The organism is Rehaibacterium terrae, assembly GCF_014202935.1.
Lineage (GTDB): Bacteria > Pseudomonadota > Gammaproteobacteria > Xanthomonadales > Xanthomonadaceae > Rehaibacterium > Rehaibacterium terrae.
Map to the genome: position 1 here is coordinate 1 of NZ_JACHHX010000021.1, position 17,126 is coordinate 17,126.

14 protein-coding genes and 1 pseudogene are annotated in these 17,126 nt (G+C 70.6%); 7 read left to right on the forward strand and 8 right to left on the reverse strand.

The genetic code is table 11. The annotated features are described in order from the left end of the window. The first annotated feature begins 362 nt into the window (after positions 1 to 362). The 3 genes from HNQ58_RS11930 to HNQ58_RS11940 all read left to right on the forward strand — a co-directional run bounded on the left by HNQ58_RS11930 (position 363) and on the right by HNQ58_RS11940 (position 3,471). Positions 363 to 1,346 carry an isoaspartyl peptidase/L-asparaginase family protein gene (locus tag HNQ58_RS11930; protein WP_183949158.1) on the forward strand — a complete coding sequence of 328 codons (984 nt, stop codon included), beginning with the start codon at positions 363 to 365 and terminating at the stop codon, positions 1,344 to 1,346. Positions 1,347 to 1,603: 257 nt separating this feature from the next. After that, complete coding sequence (gene gcvPB / locus HNQ58_RS11935; RefSeq protein ID WP_183949159.1) at positions 1,604 to 3,061, forward strand: aminomethyl-transferring glycine dehydrogenase subunit GcvPB; 1,458 nt, start codon at positions 1,604 to 1,606, stop codon at positions 3,059 to 3,061. 20 nt (positions 3,062 to 3,081) lie between these two features. Then, positions 3,082 to 3,471 (forward strand): diacylglycerol kinase, encoded by a 390-nt coding sequence (locus tag HNQ58_RS11940; RefSeq protein ID WP_183949160.1) that lies wholly within the window; start codon positions 3,082 to 3,084, stop codon positions 3,469 to 3,471. On the opposite strand, the gene HNQ58_RS11945 is transcribed toward HNQ58_RS11940, so the two are convergent. Further along, positions 3,456 to 5,540 carry a thioredoxin domain-containing protein gene (locus tag HNQ58_RS11945; protein WP_183949161.1) on the reverse strand — a complete coding sequence of 695 codons (2,085 nt, stop codon included), beginning with the start codon at positions 5,538 to 5,540 and terminating at the stop codon, positions 3,456 to 3,458. The genes HNQ58_RS11940 and HNQ58_RS11945 overlap by 16 nt on opposite strands. A 74-nt stretch (positions 5,541 to 5,614) precedes the next feature. Between HNQ58_RS11945 and HNQ58_RS11950 the strand changes: the two genes are divergently transcribed. From HNQ58_RS11950 to HNQ58_RS11965, 4 genes are all read left to right on the forward strand, one after another. Then, positions 5,615 to 6,814, forward strand: coding sequence for a class I SAM-dependent methyltransferase (locus tag HNQ58_RS11950; RefSeq protein ID WP_183949162.1), 1,200 nt, complete (start codon positions 5,615 to 5,617; stop codon positions 6,812 to 6,814). After that, positions 6,811 to 7,689, forward strand: coding sequence for a prolipoprotein diacylglyceryl transferase (lgt, locus tag HNQ58_RS11955; RefSeq protein WP_183949163.1), 879 nt, complete (start codon positions 6,811 to 6,813; stop codon positions 7,687 to 7,689). The genes HNQ58_RS11950 and lgt overlap by 4 nt, the downstream gene beginning before the upstream one ends. A 68-nt stretch (positions 7,690 to 7,757) precedes the next feature. Then, positions 7,758 to 8,552: a thymidylate synthase gene (locus HNQ58_RS11960; protein ID WP_183949164.1), complete on the forward strand. Its 795-nt coding sequence runs from the start codon at positions 7,758 to 7,760 to the stop codon at positions 8,550 to 8,552. Next, on the forward strand, positions 8,549 to 9,040 hold the full coding sequence (locus HNQ58_RS11965; protein ID WP_183949165.1) for a dihydrofolate reductase: 492 nt from the start codon (positions 8,549 to 8,551) through the stop codon (positions 9,038 to 9,040). The genes HNQ58_RS11960 and HNQ58_RS11965 overlap by 4 nt, the downstream gene beginning before the upstream one ends. Before the next feature lie 143 nt (positions 9,041 to 9,183). Here the strand turns inward: HNQ58_RS11965 and HNQ58_RS11970 are convergent. The 7 genes and pseudogenes from HNQ58_RS11970 to HNQ58_RS12000 all read right to left on the reverse strand — a co-directional run. Continuing rightward, positions 9,184 to 10,020, reverse strand: a pseudogene (locus tag HNQ58_RS11970) (symmetrical bis(5'-nucleosyl)-tetraphosphatase); the annotation flags it as partial. After that, a complete protein-coding gene (gene apaG, locus HNQ58_RS11975; protein ID WP_183949167.1) occupies positions 10,020 to 10,400 on the reverse strand; it encodes a Co2+/Mg2+ efflux protein ApaG in 381 nt (126 codons plus the stop codon). The pseudogene HNQ58_RS11970 and the gene apaG, both read right to left, overlap by 1 nt. 9 nt (positions 10,401 to 10,409) lie before the next feature. Beyond that, a complete protein-coding gene (rsmA, locus tag HNQ58_RS11980; RefSeq protein WP_183949168.1) occupies positions 10,410 to 11,222 on the reverse strand; it encodes a 16S rRNA (adenine(1518)-N(6)/adenine(1519)-N(6))-dimethyltransferase RsmA in 813 nt (270 codons plus the stop codon). A 179-nt stretch (positions 11,223 to 11,401) separates the two neighbouring features. Next, entirely contained in the window at positions 11,402 to 12,379 is a 978-nt protein-coding gene (gene pdxA, locus HNQ58_RS11985) for a 4-hydroxythreonine-4-phosphate dehydrogenase PdxA (protein WP_183949169.1), read from the reverse strand. Between the two features lie 19 nt (positions 12,380 to 12,398). Further along, positions 12,399 to 13,763, reverse strand: coding sequence for a peptidylprolyl isomerase (locus tag HNQ58_RS11990; RefSeq protein ID WP_281379665.1), 1,365 nt, complete (start codon positions 13,761 to 13,763; stop codon positions 12,399 to 12,401). An 86-nt stretch (positions 13,764 to 13,849) separates the two neighbouring features. Next, the gene (lptD, locus tag HNQ58_RS11995; RefSeq protein ID WP_183949171.1) at positions 13,850 to 16,051 is read right to left on the reverse strand and encodes an LPS assembly protein LptD; all 2,202 of its coding nucleotides are present in this window, start codon (positions 16,049 to 16,051) and stop codon (positions 13,850 to 13,852) included. Between the two features lie 89 nt (positions 16,052 to 16,140). Then, positions 16,141 to 17,061: an arginase family protein gene (locus tag HNQ58_RS12000; RefSeq protein WP_183949172.1), complete on the reverse strand. Its 921-nt coding sequence runs from the start codon at positions 17,059 to 17,061 to the stop codon at positions 16,141 to 16,143. Positions 17,062 to 17,126: the final 65 nt, after the last annotated feature.

Consider the following 17,126-nt stretch of genomic DNA (forward strand, 5'->3'; position numbering starts at 1 on the left):
GGAGGTATCGCCCTTCGGGCCTCTGATAGGCGCATCTCAGATGTCCGCGAAAGCGGAGCTCGCCACTCACGCCGACCGGGTGAAGCCGGGTCGGCAACTGGCAGCGAGAAGCCGACTCAGGCGGTTCGTAGATCAGCGAAATCAGGTGGCGTGTCGGGAGCGCTCAAACACGCCAACCTCAACCCTGCCAACCGCCGGATGCGGACCCGCATGTCCGGTGGTGTGGGAGGGGTCCTCGGAGGTGGCATTCTCCGAGGCCCCTATCCCGATCGGGGCCGATACATGGCGCCATGCGGGGGCGAACGGCTGATCGATCGCCGCGCGCCGGGTATGCTCGGAGCTTTCCTCGCCGGAGAGCCATCATGCTGCGCAGCGCCGCCTTCGTCCTGTCACTGCTCGTCAGTCCCATCCTCTGTGCCGCCGATAAGCCGCTTGCCCTGGTGATCCACGGCGGTGCCGGCACGATGAGCCGCGAAGCGCTCACGCCCGAACGCGAGGCGGAAATCCGCGCCGACCTCGATCGTGCGCTCGATGCCGGGCACGCGGTGCTGCGCGCGGGCGGCAGCGCGCTGGACGCGGTGACGGCGGCAGTGGTGGTGCTGGAGGATTCGCCGCACTTCAATGCCGGCAAGGGCGCGGTGTTCAACGCCGAGGGCGTGAACGAGCTGGACGCCGCGATCATGGACGGCGCGACGCAACGTGCCGGCGCGGTGGCCGCCATCCACCGCACCAAGAACCCGATCAGGCTCGCCCGTGCGGTGATGGAGCAGTCGCGTCATGTCATGCTGATCGGCGAGGGCGCGGAGAAATTCGGCGAGTCGGTGGGCATCGAGTTCGTCGATCCGGCGTACTTCCGCACCGAGCACCGCTGGCAGCAACTGCAGGACGCGAAGGCGAGGGAGGCTGCACAGGCCGCGCTGCCGCGCGGTTACCACTACGGCACGGTCGGCGCGGTGGCGCTGGACGGCGAGGGCCGCATCGCCACCGCCACTTCCACCGGCGGCACCACCAACAAGCGTTGGGGCCGGGTCGGCGACACGCCGGTGATCGGCGCCGGCACCTATGCCGGCGCACGGTGCGGCGTGTCGGCCACCGGCACCGGCGAGTTCTTCATCCGCCTCATGGTCGCCTACGACATCTGCGCGCGCATGGAGTACCGCGGCGACAGCCTGGCGGCGGCCGCCGAAGAGGTGGTGATGAAGCGCCTGCCGGCGATCGGCGGCGACGGCGGCATCATCGCGCTCGACGGCGAGGGCAACATCAGCGCGACCTTCAACACCTCCGGCATGTATCGCGGCTGGATCAAGCCGGATGGGACACGCGGCACGGCGATCTTCAAGGAGTGACCCGCCACCACGTCGGGCCGTCGCTCACGGCAGCGACGGCCCGGCTACGCTCGGCCAAGGGAGGTGCGCACGCACCGGAGCGATCCGCGCGATGCCGGTCGGCCATGCCGGGCCCCTCGAACCGGGACGGCGAGCGCCGCAACGCGGACCGGCAACGATGCCGGCCGGGAAGGCGCGGCAGGGACGCCGCCGTGTCGCTATGGCAAAATGCGAGGCTGTTTCGGCCCACGCCCCCCCACCTGCCAGACCTCCCGCCCATGCTGATCTTCGAGCAGTCCCAGCCCGGCCGCACGGCCGCCGCGCAGCTTCCCGCCGATGCCGCCATTCCCGCCGATTTGCCGGCCGAACTGCTGCGCGATACGCCGGTCGGCCTGCCCGAAGTCTCCGAGCTGCAGGCGGTGCGCCATTACACCAACCTGTCGCGCAAGAACTTCTCGATCGACACGAACTTCTACCCGCTGGGTTCGTGCACGATGAAGTACAACCCGCGCGTGTGCCATTCGATGGCGCTGCTCGACGGCTTCCTCGGCCGCCATCCCTATGCGCCGGACGCGCTGTCGCAGGGCTTCCTGAGCTGCATGTACGAGCTGCAGGAGATCCTCGCCGCGGTCACCGGGATGAAGGGCGGCGTGTCGCTGGCGCCGATGGCCGGCGCGCAGGGCGAATTCGCCGGCGTGGCCATGATCATGGCCTACCACAAGCACCGCGGCGATCTCGAGCGCACCGAGATCATCGTCCCCGACGCCGCCCACGGCACCAACCCGGCGACCGCGGTGATGTGCGGCTGCACCGTGCGCGAGATCCCGACCCGGGACGACGGTGACATCGACCTGGAGGCGCTGAAGAAGGTGCTCGGCCCGAAGACCGCCGGCATCATGCTCACCAACCCGAGCACCATCGGCGTGTTCGAGCGCCGCATCGTCGAGATCGCACGGCTCGTGCACGAGGCCGGCGGCCTGCTGTACTACGACGGCGCCAACCTCAACGCCATCCTCGGCAAGGTGCGCCCGGGCGACATGGGCTTCGACGCCATCCACATGAACCTGCACAAGACCTTCTCGACGCCGCACGGCGGTGGCGGTCCGGGCGCGGGCGCGGTGGGCGTCAGCGAGCGGCTCAAGCCCTTCCTGCCGATCCCGATGATCGGCAAGAGCGAGGACGGCAGCTACCATTTCGTCCGCAAGAAGGACGCGCCGCTGAGCATCGGCCGGCTGTCGGCGTTCGCCGGCAACGCCGGCGTGCTGCTGCGCGCCTACGTGTATGCCCGCCTGCTCGGCCGCGAGGGCATGACCCGGGTCGCCGAGTACGCCACGCTCAACGCCAACTATCTGGCCAAGCGGCTTGCGGAGAAGGGGTTCACACTGGCCTATCCCGAGCGCCGTGCCAGCCACGAGTTCATCGTCACCGTGGCGCCGCAGAAGAAGGCCCACGGCATCACCGCGCTGGACTTCTCCAAGGCGCTGCTCGACCACGGCATCCACGCGCCGACCAACTACTTCCCGCTGCTGGTGCCCGAGTGCCTGCTGATCGAGCCGACCGAGACCGAGAGCAAGGAGACGCTCGACGAGTTCGTGGAAGTGATGGCCAAGTTGCTCGACACCGCCGCCAACGACACCGAGCGCATGAAGGGCGCGCCCTACACCACGCCGGTGCGCCGACTGGACGACGTCAAGGCCGCCAGGGAGCTGGACCTGGCCTGGCAGCCGGCGGCCTGAACGCCGCCGGGGGCGCGACGATGGCCGACGGCAAGGGCAGCTTCGCGCCACGCGGCCCGGTGGGCATGTGGCGCGCGCTCCTGTGGTCGCTCAAGGGGCTGCGCGCGGCGTGGCTGGTCGAGTCCTCGTTCCGGTTGGAGATCTACGCCTTCGCCGTGCTGGCGCCACTGGGCTGGTACCTGGGCGAGGGCGCGATCGAGCGCGCCCTGCTGATCGGCAGCCTGCTGCTGGTGATCAGCGCCGAGCTGCTCAACTCCGCCGTCGAGGCGGTGATCGAACGCTACGGCCCCGAGCACCACGAGCTGGCCGGCCGCGCCAAGGACATGGGCTCGGCGGCGGTGTTCGTGCTGATGCTCAACGTACTGCTGGTCTGGGGCCTGATCCTGGGGCCGCGCTACTTCGGCGCCTGAGCCGGGCCGGCCGGCCGCGCCCCGAGCTCGGCGGCGGCCGCTTCGCGCAGCGCCGCCGGTGTTTCCAGCGGCGGCAGGCAACGGGTTCCGCTGCACAGATATGCGACGCCGCCCTGGCGTGCGGCGTAGAGCGGCAGCACGGGCGCATCCTCCGGCAGCAAGGCGCAGCGCAGCCCCTGCCGCCCGAGTTCGCGTGCGGTTTCGCGCCAGGCGCGGCCGTCGCCGGCCGGCAGCCGGATCACGGCCTGCGCCGGCGGCTGCAGGAACTCGCGCAGGGCCGACAGCAGCGTCGCGCAGCCGTGTGGAATCTCGCCCATCGTCGCCCAGCCGGCGCGCAGCGTGCGCTCGGCGGCGTCGAGCCAGCGCGGCTCGGCGGTGAGGTGGCCCAGCCGCAGCAGTGCCCGCGCGGCGACGCCGTTGCCGCTGGGCAGGGCTTCGTCGGCGTACGGCTTGAGCCGGGCGATCAGCGGCTCGTGGTCATCGGCGGTGAAGAAGAAGCCGCCCTGCGCGCGGTCCTCGAAACGCGCCAGCAGTTGCTCCGCCAGCTCGAGCGCCCAGTCCAGATGGGCCGGATCGGGATCGACGCGCAGCAGATCGAGCAGGGCTTCCAGCAGGAAGGCATGGTCGTCGAGGTAGCCGGGAAAACGTGCCTGCCCCGCGTTCCAGCTCGCGTACAGGCGTCCCTCGCGCCACAGCGCGCGGCGCAGGAAGGCGACGGTATCGCGCGCCCGCTGCGCGAGTGCGTCGTGGCCCAGCCAGGCGGCGGCCTGCGCGAAACCGCTGGCGAGCAGGGCGTTCCAGGCGGTCAGCCGTTTGTCGTCGCGGCCGGGGCGCACGCGCCGTTCGCGCTCTGCGAACAGCCGCGCGCGGGCGGCGTCGCGTCGTTGCCGGGCTTCGTCGACGGGGAGACCGAGCGCGCTGGCCACCTCCTCCAGCGGGCGTGCGACGACGAGATGCCAGGCGTGGCCCTCGAAGTTCGGCGGGCCGTCCAGTCCCCAGTGTGGCGCCGCCACCGCCCATGACTCCGGCGACAAGGCATCCTGCACTTCGCTGCTGGCCCAGAGGTAGAAGCGGCCTTCCTCGCCCTCGCTGTCGGCATCCAGGGCGGCGCAGTAGCCGCCGTCGGGGCCGCGCATCTCGCGCTCCAGCCAGTCGGCGATGCCCTCGGCGGCATCCGCGAACCGTCCTTCGCCGGTCTGCGCCGCCGCGCGGGCGTACAGCGGCAGCAGCAGGGCGTTGTCGTAGAGCATCTTCTCGAAGTGCGGGATCGCCCACTGCGCATCCACGCTGTAGCGGCAGAAGCCGCCGCCGAGCTGGTCGTGGATGCCACCCTCGGCCATGCGGCGCAGGCTGTGCAGGGCCATCCGGCGCCAGCGGCCGGCGCGGCCCCTGTCCGGCGAGGCGTCGGCGGCGTCCAGCAGCAGGGCCAGGTCGCCGGCGTGCGGGAACTTGGGCGCCCCCCCGAAGCCGCCGTGCACGGGGTCGAAGCTGCGCTCCAGCCGCACCAGACCCTCGCGCAGCGGCGAACCGTCGAGCGCGGCGGCAGCATGGCCGGGCGCGCGCCCGTAGTCGCGCAGGAACTCGCCCAGTGCCGCGTTCTGCGCCATCACCTCCTGGCGCCGCTGGTCGTACCACTGGCGCACCTGCCGGAGTACCTCGACGAACGGCGGCATGCCGTAGCGCGGGGTCTTCGGGAAATAGGTGCCGGCGAAGTAGGGCAGGTGGTCGTCGGGCGTCAGGAACACCGTCAGCGGCCAGCCGCCGCCACGCCGGGTGAGCGCCTGGTGGGCGAGCTGGTAGATGCGGTCGAGGTCGGGCCGCTCCTCGCGGTCGACCTTGATGTTGACGAACAGGGCGTTCATCACCGCCGCCGTGGCCTCGTCCTCGAAGCTCTCGTGCGCCATCACGTGGCACCAGTGGCAGGAGGAGTAGCCGATCGAGAGCAGGATCGGGCGCCGGCTGCTGCGCGCCAGCGCCAGCGCCTCGTCGCACCACGGCCACCAGTCCACCGGATTGTCGGCGTGCTGGCGCAGGTAGGGACTGGTTTCGGCGGCGAGACGGTTGGGCATGGGCGTTTTCCCGTCGGGTTCGTTGAGCCTACGCCGGCAGCCGTTAAACTGCCGCTTTGGCAGGAAGCATTCCCGTGAGTCGACCCGATTATCCGGCGCTGTACCTCAAGCGCGGCGAGGACCGTCGCCTGCGCGCCGGCCACCTGTGGGTGTTCAGCAACGAGGTGGACGTGGCGCGCAGCCCGCTGACGGCGTTCGCGCCCGGCGATCCGGTGGTCGTCCTCGACCATGCCGGCAAGGCGCTGGGCAGCGGCTATGTCAATCCGAACACGCTGATCGCCGCGCGGCTGGTGGATCGCGGCGGCCACGCGCTGGACCGGTCGCTGTTCGTGCATCGGCTCAACGTGGCCTTGTCGCTGCGCGAGCGCCTGCATTCCGAGCCGTTCTACCGGCTGCTGTTCGGCGAGAGTGATGGCGTGCCGGGCCTGGTGGTGGAGCGCTTCGGCGACATCGTGGTCGCCCAGACCACCACCGCCGGCACCGAGCGGCTCAAGGACGCCATCGCCGAGGCCATCGAGAGGGTGCTCGCCCCGCGCGCGCTGATCTGGAAGAACGACAGCGGCGCCCGTGCCATCGAGGGCTTGCCGTCCTGCGCCGACATCGGCCTGGGCGAATTCTCCGGCCCGCTGCGGGTGCGCGAGGGTGGGCTGGACTTCGACGTCGACGTCATCGGCGGGCAGAAGACCGGCTGGTTCTTCGACCAGCGCGCCAATCGCGACCGGTTGGCGCCCTATGTCGCCGGCAAGCGCGTGCTCGACGTGTTCAGCTACGTCGGCGCCTGGGGCCTGCGCGCGGCCGCCTTCGGTGCCGAGCGCGTGGACTGCGTGGACGTGTCCGGCCGTGCGGTCGAGGCGGTCGCCCGAAACGCCGCGCTCAACGGGCTGGACGCGCGCGTGCAGGCGATCGAGGCAGATGCCTTCGATTTCCTCAAGGCCGCGCGCGCCGAGCGCCGGCGCTGGGACGTGGTGGTCCTCGACCCGCCGGCCTTCGTCAAGCGCAGGAAGGACTTCAAGGAAGGCGCGCTGGCCTACCGCCGCCTCAACGAGCTGGGTATGCAGGTGCTCGAACGCGACGGCATCCTGATCACCTGCTCGTGCAGCCATCACATGCCGCGCGCGGCGCTGATGGAGGGCGTGCAGGCCGGTGCGCGTCACCTCGACCGCTTCGTGCAGATGGTCGAGCCGCTGTCGCAGGCGCCGGACCATCCGGTACATCCGGCCATCCCCGAAACCGACTACCTCAAGGGTTACGTGTTCAGGACGACGCCCGCATGAGCTGGTTGCACGACATCGATCCCATCGCCATCCCGCTGCCGTTCTGGCCGCACGGCATCCACTGGTACGGCCTGATGTACGTAGCCGGCTTCCTGGTCGCCTGGTGGCTGGGCACGCGGCGGGTGAACGCCGGGCGGTTGCCCGGCGTGGACGCCAATGGCTGGGGCGACCTGATGTTCTACGCCATGCTCGGGGTGATCCTGGGCGGACGCCTCGGCTACGTGTTGTTCTACGGCTTCGGCGATTTCCTGCGCGACCCGCTGATGCTGCTGCGCATCCACGAGGGCGGCATGAGCTTCCACGGCGGCCTGCTCGGCGTGATGGCGGCGGTGGCGTGGTGGTCGTGGCGTCGCCGCCTGCATGTGTTCGACACGCTCGATTTCGTCGCGCCGCTGGTGCCGCCTGGCCTCGGCTTCGGCCGGCTCGGCAACTTCATCGGCGGCGAACTGTGGGGCAAGCCGACCGGCGGCCAGGGCGGCGTGGTGTTTCCCGATGCGCTGCCGCCGGAGCTGGCGCGGCTGGACCTGCCCACGTTGCGCGAGCTGCACCAGGCCGGCGCGCTGGAGGAGTTCGCGCGCTACCCCTCGCAGCTCTACCAGGCTGGGCTGGAGGGCCTGGCGATGTTTGTGGTGCTGTACTGGTTCTCACGCAAGCCGCGCCCGCGCTACGCCGTATCGGGTCTGTTCGCGCTGCTCTACGGCGTGTTCCGTTTCGCGGTGGAGTTCGTGCGTGAGCCGGACGCGCACATCGGTTATCTGGCCTGGGGCTGGCTGACCATGGGGCAGGTGCTGAGCCTGCCGCTGGTGGCCGTGGGCATCGTGCTGCTGGGGATGTCGCGGCGTGCGCCGACGTTGAGGCCGGCAGGCGCGGCCTGAGCCGGGATCCAGGGCGCACCGGATTTTCGGGTCGCGGCCGACGCCGCGCCTACAAGGGACGGGAGACGATGAGGCAATACCTGGAACTGCTCCGCCACGTGCTCGAACACGGCACCGACAAGGCCGACCGCACCGGCACCGGCACGCGCTCGGTGTTCGGCTGGCAGATGCGCTTCGACCTGAACGAAGGCTTCCCGCTGGTCACCACCAAGAAGCTGCACCTGCGCTCGATCATCCACGAGCTGCTGTGGTTCCTGCGCGGCGAGACCAACATCGCCTACCTGAAGGAGAACAAGGTCAGCATCTGGGACGAGTGGGCCGACGAGCGCGGTGAGCTCGGGCCGGTGTACGGCAAGCAGTGGCGGGCCTGGGCGACGGCCGACGGGCGCACGGTGGACCAGATCCGCTGGGTGCTGGACGAGATCCGCCGCAACCCCGATTCGCGGCGCTTGATCGTCAGTGCCTGGAACGTCGGCGAGTTGGACCGGATGGCGCTGATGCCCTGCCACACGCTGTTCCAGTTCTACGTCGCCGACGGCAGGCTGAGCTGCCAGCTCTACCAGCGTTCGGGCGACATCTTCCTGGGCGTGCCGTTCAACATCGCCAGCTACGCGCTGCTGACGCACATGGTCGCGCAGGTGTGCGGACTGGGCGTGGGCGACTTCGTGCACACATTGGGCGACGCGCATCTGTACACCAACCACATCGAGCAGGCGCGCGAGCAGCTCGCGCGGACGCCCAGGCCGTTGCCGAAGCTGCGTCTGAATCCGGACGTGACCGACCTGTTCGACTTCCGCTACGAGGACATCGAGATCCTCGGCTACGACCCGCACCCGGCGATCAAGGCGCCGGTGGCGGTATGACCGAGCTGGTGCTGATCGCCGCGCTCGATCGCAACCGCGCGATCGGCCGCGGCAATGCACTGCCGTGGCGTTTGCCGGACGACCTCAAGCGTTTCAAGACACTGACCCTGGGCAAGCCGGTGCTGATGGGCCGGCGCACCGCCGAGTCGCTCGGTCGCGCCTTGCCGGGGCGGCGCAACCTGGTGCTCACCCGTCACGGCCGGGTGCCGTTCGCGGGGATGGAGCCGGTCGCTTCGCTCGCTGCGGCGCTGGCGGCGGTCGCCGATGATCCGGAGCTGGCGGTGATCGGCGGCGGCGAGGTCTATGCGTTGGCACTGCCGTACGCGGCTCGGATGTATCTGACCCATGTCGACACGGTGGTCGAGGGCGCCGATGCCTTCTTTCCGGACTTCGACGCGGCGCAGTGGCGCGTCATCGCGCGCGAGCCGCACCCGGCCGATGCGAGGCACCGGCTGGCATTCGAGTTCGTGGATTACGCGCGTCCGTAAGGCAACGCTGATCGAGTCAGTGCTGCCGCGCGCCATGGATGGCGCGCAGCGGCCGGGCAAGTCCAGTATGAACCTGCCCAGACCTGTCCGGGCATGGGGCGAGCGCGGCCATGGCCGCTGCCGGCGCGCGATGCTCAGGCGCGCACGGCGGCCTCGGCACGCACCTCGCGCCCGGGCACCTGCACCACGTCCGGCAGCTCGCTGTCGAGCCGCAGCGCGGTGAGCTTGCCGCCCCAGACGCAACCGGTGTCGATGCTGTGCACGCCCAGGCCCTGGAACAGGCCGAGCGTGGACCAGTGGCCGCAGACGATGCGCAGCTCGCGTTCGGCGCGACCGGGCACTTCGAACCACGGATACAGGCCGGCCTTCTGGGTGCCGGGTACGCCCTTCTCCTCGAAGGCGATGCGCCCGCCGGGGCTGCAGTAGCGCAGGCGGGTGAAGACGTTGATGATCGCGCGCAAGCGGTCCACGCCGGTGAGTTTGGGCGACCACGAGGGCTTGTCGCCGTACATGTTGCGCAGCAGCTTGCGGTAGCCGTCGCCGTGCAGGCGTTCCTCGACCTCGCGGGCGCGCGCTTCGGCGATCCGGATCGTCCACTTCGGCGCCAGCCCGGCGTGGACCATCGCCCAGCCCAGGCCGCGATCGACATGGATGAGCCTCTGCCGGCGCAGCCAGTCCAGCAGCAGCTCGCGGTCCTCGGCGAACAGCACGCGCTGCAGGTCCGCGTTGACCTTGCGCTGGTCGGCCTCGCTGCGCTGGGCGATGGCCAGCAGCGAGAGGTCGTGGTTGCCGAGCACCACCTGGCTGAACGGCGCCAGCGAGCGCACCAGCCGCAGCGTTTCCAGCGACTGCCCGCCACGGTTGACCAGATCGCCGCAGAACCAGAGGCGGTCGCGCGCCGGATCGAAGCGCAGCCGGTCGAGCAGGCGTTGCAGGGCGTCGTGGCAGCCCTGCAGGTCGCCGATCGCCCAGGTCGCCATCAGTGCAGGGTCCGCGGCACGGACAGCGTGAACGGCGGGATCGGCGCCTCGAAGCGGGTGCCGTCGTCGGCCAGCATCTCGTAGCTGCCGCGCATCGTGCCCACCGCGGTTTCGAGCACCGCGCCGGAGGTGTACTGGAAGTCGTCGCCCGGACGCAGCCAGGGCTGCTCGCCGACCACGCCCTCGCCGCGCACTTCCTGCACCTTGCCGTTGGCGTCGGTGATGATCCAGTGGCGGCCGAGCAGGCGCGCCGGCAGCTTGCCGCGGTTGCGGATGGTGATGGTGTAGGCGAACACGTAGCGGTCGTCGGCCGGCTGCGATTGCTCGTCGAGGAAGCGCGTGGCGACGGCGATGTCGATGGCGTACAGCGGGTCGTTCATGACGCCATTTTACGGCTTTGTGCCGGGAAGGCGCGGGTGGGCGGCCAGCGTGTTGGCGAGGCTTGCGAATTCGGCGACAGTCAGTTGCTCGGCGCGTGCATCGGGGCGCAGGCCGGCGGCGGCGATGGCCTCGCCGGAGCAGATCTGCGCCAGCGCGTTGCGCAAGGTCTTGCGGCGCTGCCCGAAGGCATCGCGGACGATGCGCGCGAACAGCGCCGGGTCGGCGATGCCGATCTTCTCCGCTGCCTTGGGCACCAGCCGCACCACCGCCGAGTCGACCTTGGGCGGCGGCGTGAATGCGCCGGGCGGCACGCGGAACAGCGCGGTCACCTCGCAGTAGGCCTGCAGCATCACGCTCAGCCGGCCGTAGACCTTGGAGCCGGGCGCGGCGGCCATGCGGTCGACCACTTCCTTCTGCAGCATGAAGTGCATGTCGCGCACCGCCGCGGCGTGGTCGAGGCAGTGGAACAGGATCGGCGTGGAGATGTTGTAGGGCAGGTTGCCGATCAGGCGGAGTTTTCCGCCGCCCGCCAGCGCACCCAGGTCGACGTCGAGTACGTCGGCATGGACGATCTCCAGTTCGCCGTGTTCGCGTGCGGCCTCGCTCAGCGGGCCGATCAGGTCGCGGTCGAATTCGATCGCGGTCAGGCGGCCGTGCCGTGCCAGCAGCGGGAAGGTCAGCGCGCCACCGCCGGGGCCGATCTCGACGATGCGCTCGCCCGGCTGCGGATTCAGCGCCAGCAGGATGCGCTCGATGATGCCGCGCTCGTGCAGGAAGTGCTGGCCGAACTGCTTCTTGTGGCGGTGCTGGTCGAGGGACATGGACGGGATCGGGATTCAGGATTGGAAATTCTAGATTTCGTAGGAGCAACTTCAGCCGCGACTCGCGAAGCGAGAAATGAGTGAAGAGGAGTGAGAAACGAGGGGAGGCATCGGCTTGCCGCAGCTTTGTTTTCTCGCGCTTCACTCCTCCGCACGCTGGGTCGCGGCTGAGGCCGCTCCTACGACGCCAGGCCGTGGCGGCGGCGGGCGAGGTCGGCGCAGAGCGTGGCGGCGGCGATCAGGCTCGACGGGTCCGCCACGCCCTGGCCGGCCAGGTCGAGCGCGGTGCCGTGGTCGACGGCCACGCGCGGGTAGGGCAGGCCGAGGGTGACGTTGACCGCCTGCTCGAAACCGCTGTGCTTGAGCACCGGCAGCCCCTGATCGTGGTACATCGCCAGCACCGCATCGACGTCGGCGAGCTTGCGCGGCAGGAAGGCGGTGTCGGCCGGCAGCGGGCCGAGCAGATGCATGCCCTGGGCGCGTAACGCATCGAGCGCCGGCGCGATGGTCTCGATCTCCTCGCGGCCGAGCACACCGTTCTCACCGGCGTGCGGATTGAGGCCGAGCACGGCGATCCGCGGCTGCGCAATGCCGAAGTCGCGCGTCAATGCATCGTGCAGGACATGCAGCGTGCGGATCAGGCCTTCGCGGGTGATCGCGTCCGGCACCTGTCGCAACGGCAGGTGGGTGGTGGCCAGTGCCACCCGCAGGCCCGGATTGGCCAGCATCATCACCACTTCGCAGCCGGCCTGCTCGGCCAGCAGTTCGGTGGTGCCGGTGTAGGCGATGCCGCTGGCATTGATGGTGGCCTTGTGCACCGGGCCGGTGACCATGCCGTGGAACTCGCCGCGCAGGCAGCCTTCGCCGGCGCGGCGCAGCGCGGCGACCACGGCGTGGGCATTGCGCGGGTCGGGGTGGCCGGGAACCGTCGCCGTGGCTTGCGGCAGCGCGAGGATCGCCAGCTCGCCCGGTCCGGTGCAGGCATCGGCGTCGCGCAGGGTCAGCGGCAGGCCGAGCGTGGCGGCGGCGGCGAGCAGGGTGTCAGGATCGGCGACGGCGACCAGCGCGGCGTCGCGCGCGCGCTGGGCCAGATGGACGCAGAGTTCGGGGCCGATGCCGGCCGGCTCGCCGGGGACCAGGGCCAGGCGCGGTGTCATGGCGCCGCGCTCCGCGGGTTCAGGTGCCCAGCCGGAGCTCGACGAAGGCTTCCGAGCGCAGCTGGCGGATGAAGCGTTCGATCTCTTCTTCCGACTTGCGGCGGGCGATCACTTCGCGCGCCTGGTTGCGCCGGTTGGCTTCGGTCACGTCCTGCTCGCGGCTGCCCTCGCGCAGCAGCAGGTGCCAGCCAGCCTCGGTCCGGAACGGCTGGGAGAGCTGGCCGTCCTGCAGCATCTCGACCTGCTGGGTCACCGCGGTGCCCCAGGCGCCGGGCGCGAACCAGCCCATGTCGCCGCCCTGGACGCGGGTGCTGAGGTCGTCGCTGTGCTCGCGCGCCAGCGTGGCGAAATCCTCGCCGGCGAGCAGGCGGGCATGGAGCTGTTCGATCTTGCGCTGCGCCTGCTCGGGCGAAACCAGCTCGGTGATGCGCACCATCAGATGGCGGGCGCGGTACTCGGTGATGGTCTGGCGGCCCTGTTCGCGGACCTCGGCCAGATGGATCAGCTGGTAGCCGCTGGGGCCGCGGATCGGATCGCTGGTCTGGCCGGGCTTCATCTCGCGGATGACATTGGCGAACAGCACCGGGATCTCGTCGAGCCCGCGCCAGCCGAGGTCGCCGCCCTCCAGCGCGTTGGGACTGTCGGAATAGCGGATGGCGGCGGCGGCGAAGTCCATCTCGCCGCGATCGATCAGTTGCTTGATGCCGTTGACCTTGGTCTGTGCCAGCTGCAGCTGCTCGGGCGTCGGGGCTTCCGGCAGGGCGACCAGGATGTTGGCCAGCCGGTAGATCATGCCGCCGTCGCCCTGGGCGGCGAGCGCCATGTCGATCTCGGTCTCGCTCACCGTGACCCGGCTTTGCGCCACGCGCTGCTGCAGGCGCTGGATGGCGATCTCGTCGCGCAGCTGGGTGCGGAACTCCTCGTAGGAGAGACCGTCGGCGGCGAGCTGGGTGCGCAGCTGGGCGGGCGTCATGCGGTTCTGCGCCGCGATCGACTGGATGGCCTGCTCCAGTTCGGCGTCGGAGACGCGGATGCCCGAGGCGTTGGCGCGCTCGAGCTGCAGGCGCGTCACCACCAGACGTTCCAGCACCTGCCGCTCCAGGATCTCGCGCGGCGGCAGTTGCGCCTCCCGACCGGCGAACTGGGCCAGGACGTTGGCGAGCGCCATGTCGAGCTCGCTGCGCAGGATCACATCCTCGTCCACCACGGCGACGATGCGGTCGACCGGCTGCAGCAGGGATTGCGCCTGGGCGGTGGCGAAGCTCGCGACGGCGAGCAGGAGGGCGAGGACGAGTCTCATCTGGATCTTGCTCCGGGGCGCCTGTCGGCGCGGAGTGAGTGGTTTGTCGGATAGGGCTCCACCGGACCGGGCCTGCCCGGTCATTCCGCGCTGCCGGCCAGCATCGCCCGGGCCGGATGAATCGTGCGCGAATGCGCGCCGCTCAGGCCGCGGAGGCCGGGCGGGGGCCGTCAGCGCGAATAGCCAAGGATACCACTGTGCAGCAGGCGGTCCGTGTCACGGCCGAACGAGCCCAGGCCCTTGAGTTCGATCTCGAAGTACACGGCGGTGTCCTTTTCGCCCTCGCGGTTGCGGACATAGTTGCGGGCGAGCAGTCGCACGGCCATGCAGCAGCTCTCCCATGCGACGCCGCCGAAGGCTTCGATGGTGGTGCGGTCGAGCAGCGAGTAGTTCCAGCGGCCGAGCAGGCGCCAGGCGAGGTTCAGCGGGTAGGCGAAGGACAGCTCGGCCTGCTCCAGGCTGTCGCGGCGGAAGCGGTAGGCCAGGTTGGCCACGCCGGCCTCGCCACCTTCGCCGAAGCGGTACTGGCCGCGGATCGAGGACAAGGTGGTGGCGTGCAGCTCCGGGTCCCATTGCTGTGAGGCGCCCAGGCTCCAGCGGTCGGACAGGCGGGCATCGGCCTCGACGACGTAGGCCGAGCGGCTGCGGTCGAGCGGCGACTCGCCGGGCAGCAGCACCCGCGGGGCGTCGAAATAACGGATCTGGCCGACGCTGGCGCTGAGCCGTTCGCGCCCGCTGCCCTCGTCGATCAGGCGGGTGGTGAGGGCGACGGTGGCCTGGTTGGCGTCGCTCTGCCGGTCGGCGCCGGCGAAGCGGTTGTCGCGGAACAGCTGGGCGTAGCCGAAGGTCAGCTCCTGGGTGTCGAAGATCGGCAGGTCCGACTGTTCGCGGAACGGGGCGCGCAGGTAGTACAGGCGCGGTTCCAGGGTCTGCACGTAGCGCCGTCCGAACAACCCGGTGCCGCGCTCGAAGAAGGCGCCCATGTCCAGGCTGGTGATCGGCAGGCTGCGGGTCGGTTTGCGCTCGCCGTCGCGGCGGTCGAGGTCGTAGGCGGTGTAGCGCCAGGCGAACTCGGGGCGGACGAACCAGGCGTCGCCCTCGAACGGCAGGCGCAGGTAGGGCTTGAGGTCGATGCGGCGGCCGCCGTCGCGCACGGCGTGGTCGAAGGCGACCAGCTCCGAGCGCAGGCCGCCCACCGCCCAGGGCAGCAGTGGCTGCTCCCAGGCGAACACCGCGCGTGGCAGGCGCCGGTAGGGCTCGGCGCCGTCCGGCAGCAGGGCGTCGGTGATCTGCCAGTCCTGCAGCAGCAGCTCGGCGCGCCAGTAGCGGCCGCGGCCGTACAGCGCGGCGGTGCTGTCGATGAAGCTGATCGCGGTCTGTGCGACGTTCTCGCCGAAGTCCTCGAAGTAGCGGCGGTCGCTGACCTGGCGCAGGTGCGTGGTGGCGTACCAGTCCCGGCTCAGGTCGGTGCGGTGGTCCAAGCGCAGGTAACTGCGGCGGCGGTCGGCGAGGCGGTCGTCGGGCAGCCAGTCGCCCTCGAAGATGCCCCGGTGCCGTTCACTGAGGTAGCGGAGCTCGCCGCCCAGCATCAGGCCGCGCTTGCCGAGCGCGCGCGGGGTCAGCGTGGCGTCGTAGTTCGGCGCCAGGTTGAGGTAGTAGGGAACGCGGATGTCCCAGCCGCTGGTCTCGCTCTGGCCGATGGTGGGGTACAGCACGCCGGTGCGGCGGCGGTCGTCGACCGGCACGATCAGGTAGGGCAGATACAGCACCGGCACCCGGCCGATCCGCAGGTGGGCGTCGTGGATGCGCGCCAGTCCCTCCTCGCGGTCGACGTTCACCCGTCGTGCCTGCAGCTCCCACAGCCGCTGGTTCGGGTCGCAGGTGGAATAGGTGGCCTGGAACAGCGTGGCGTCGTTGCCCACGACCTCGACCCGCTCGGCGCGACCGTTGCCGCGCTCGGCGACCAGCTGGTAGGCGATGTCGTCCAGCTCGACGCTGTCGGCACGCTGGTCGCCGCGGGCCTCGCGGGCGGTCAGACGGAAGCCCTCATCCTCGTAGCGGACCCCGCCGCTGGCGACGTAGCGCTGTGTTTCGTGCTCGAATTCCAGCCGCTCGGCGCCCAGCCACTGGTCGCCGCGCTTGAGCAGCACGTCGCCGTCGAGGATGGAGCGGCCGGTCTGCGACAGGTCGAAACGGTCGGCCTCGACCTCGGTCGGCAGGCGGTCACGGGCAGCGGGCGCGGGCAGGTCGCCGCTGCGGAACGGCGGCAGGATGTCGGGGCTGGGACACAGTCGCCACGGATCGGCCGCCTCGGCCTGCCCGAAGGCGAGCGTGACGGCGAGGCCGAGCGGCAGCAGCAGCGGTCTGGGCACGCGGGGGTCCATCCGGCGAAACGGCGGCTAGCTTGCCGCAAACGGGCGTGGCGCGGCAATGCGGTACGGGCTGTCGGGCTGGATCGGGTTCAGTCGGCCAGCAGGGCGCCGACATGGGCCACGCTGCTCTCGCGCAGGGCCGCCAGGCTGTAACCGCCCTCCAGCAGCGATACCAGGCGGCCGCCGGCGTGGCAACGGGCCAGCTGCACCAGCTTGGCGCTGAGCCAGGCGTAGTCCTCGGCCTCGAGATTCAGATCGGCCAGCGGGTCGAGCCGGTGGGCGTCGAAACCGGCCGAGACCAGCAGCAATTGCGGCCTGAAGGCGTCCAGCGCCGGCAGCAGAAGTTCCGCCCAGATGCGCCGGAACTCGCGTCCGCCGCTGAGCGGCGGCAGCGGCGCGTTGACGATGTTGCCGACCCCGCGCTCCTCGCGCGCGCCGGTGCCCGGGTACAGCGGCCACTGGTGCGAGGAGACGTACATCGCACGCGGCTCGCGCTCCAGGATCGCCTGGGTGCCGTTGCCGTGGTGGACGTCGAAATCGACCACCGCCACCCGCTGCAGGCCGTGCGCATCGAGTGCATGGACAGCGGCCACCGCGGCCGCGTTGAACAGGCAGAAGCCCATTGCGGTGTCGGCGGTGGCGTGGTGGCCGGGTGGGCGCACCGCGCAGAAGGCGCGGCGCAGGTCGCCGCGCAACACAGTGTCCACTGCCGCCACGCCGGCGCCGGCGGCGCGCAGCGCGGCCTCACGCGAATGGGCGCTCATCACCGTGTCCGGATCCAGCCGCCGCGTGCCATCGAGGGGCGTGTCGAGCACGGTGGCGATCAGCGCGTCGTCGTGCACGCGCGCCAGCTGGCTGCGCAGCGCTTGCGGCGCCTCGCGCCAGGGCTGATCGGGGTAGGCGGCCTTCAGCGCCTCGATCACCGCTTCCAGCCGCGCCGGGCACTCGGGATGGCCGGCCCCGGGGTCGTGCGCAAGGCAGGCGGGATGGGTGTAGAAGGCGAACGACACGATGGCGAAGCCCTTGGCTCGGAGCGCGTGAGGAGCATTAAGCCGAAAACTCCTCCAGCCCGACA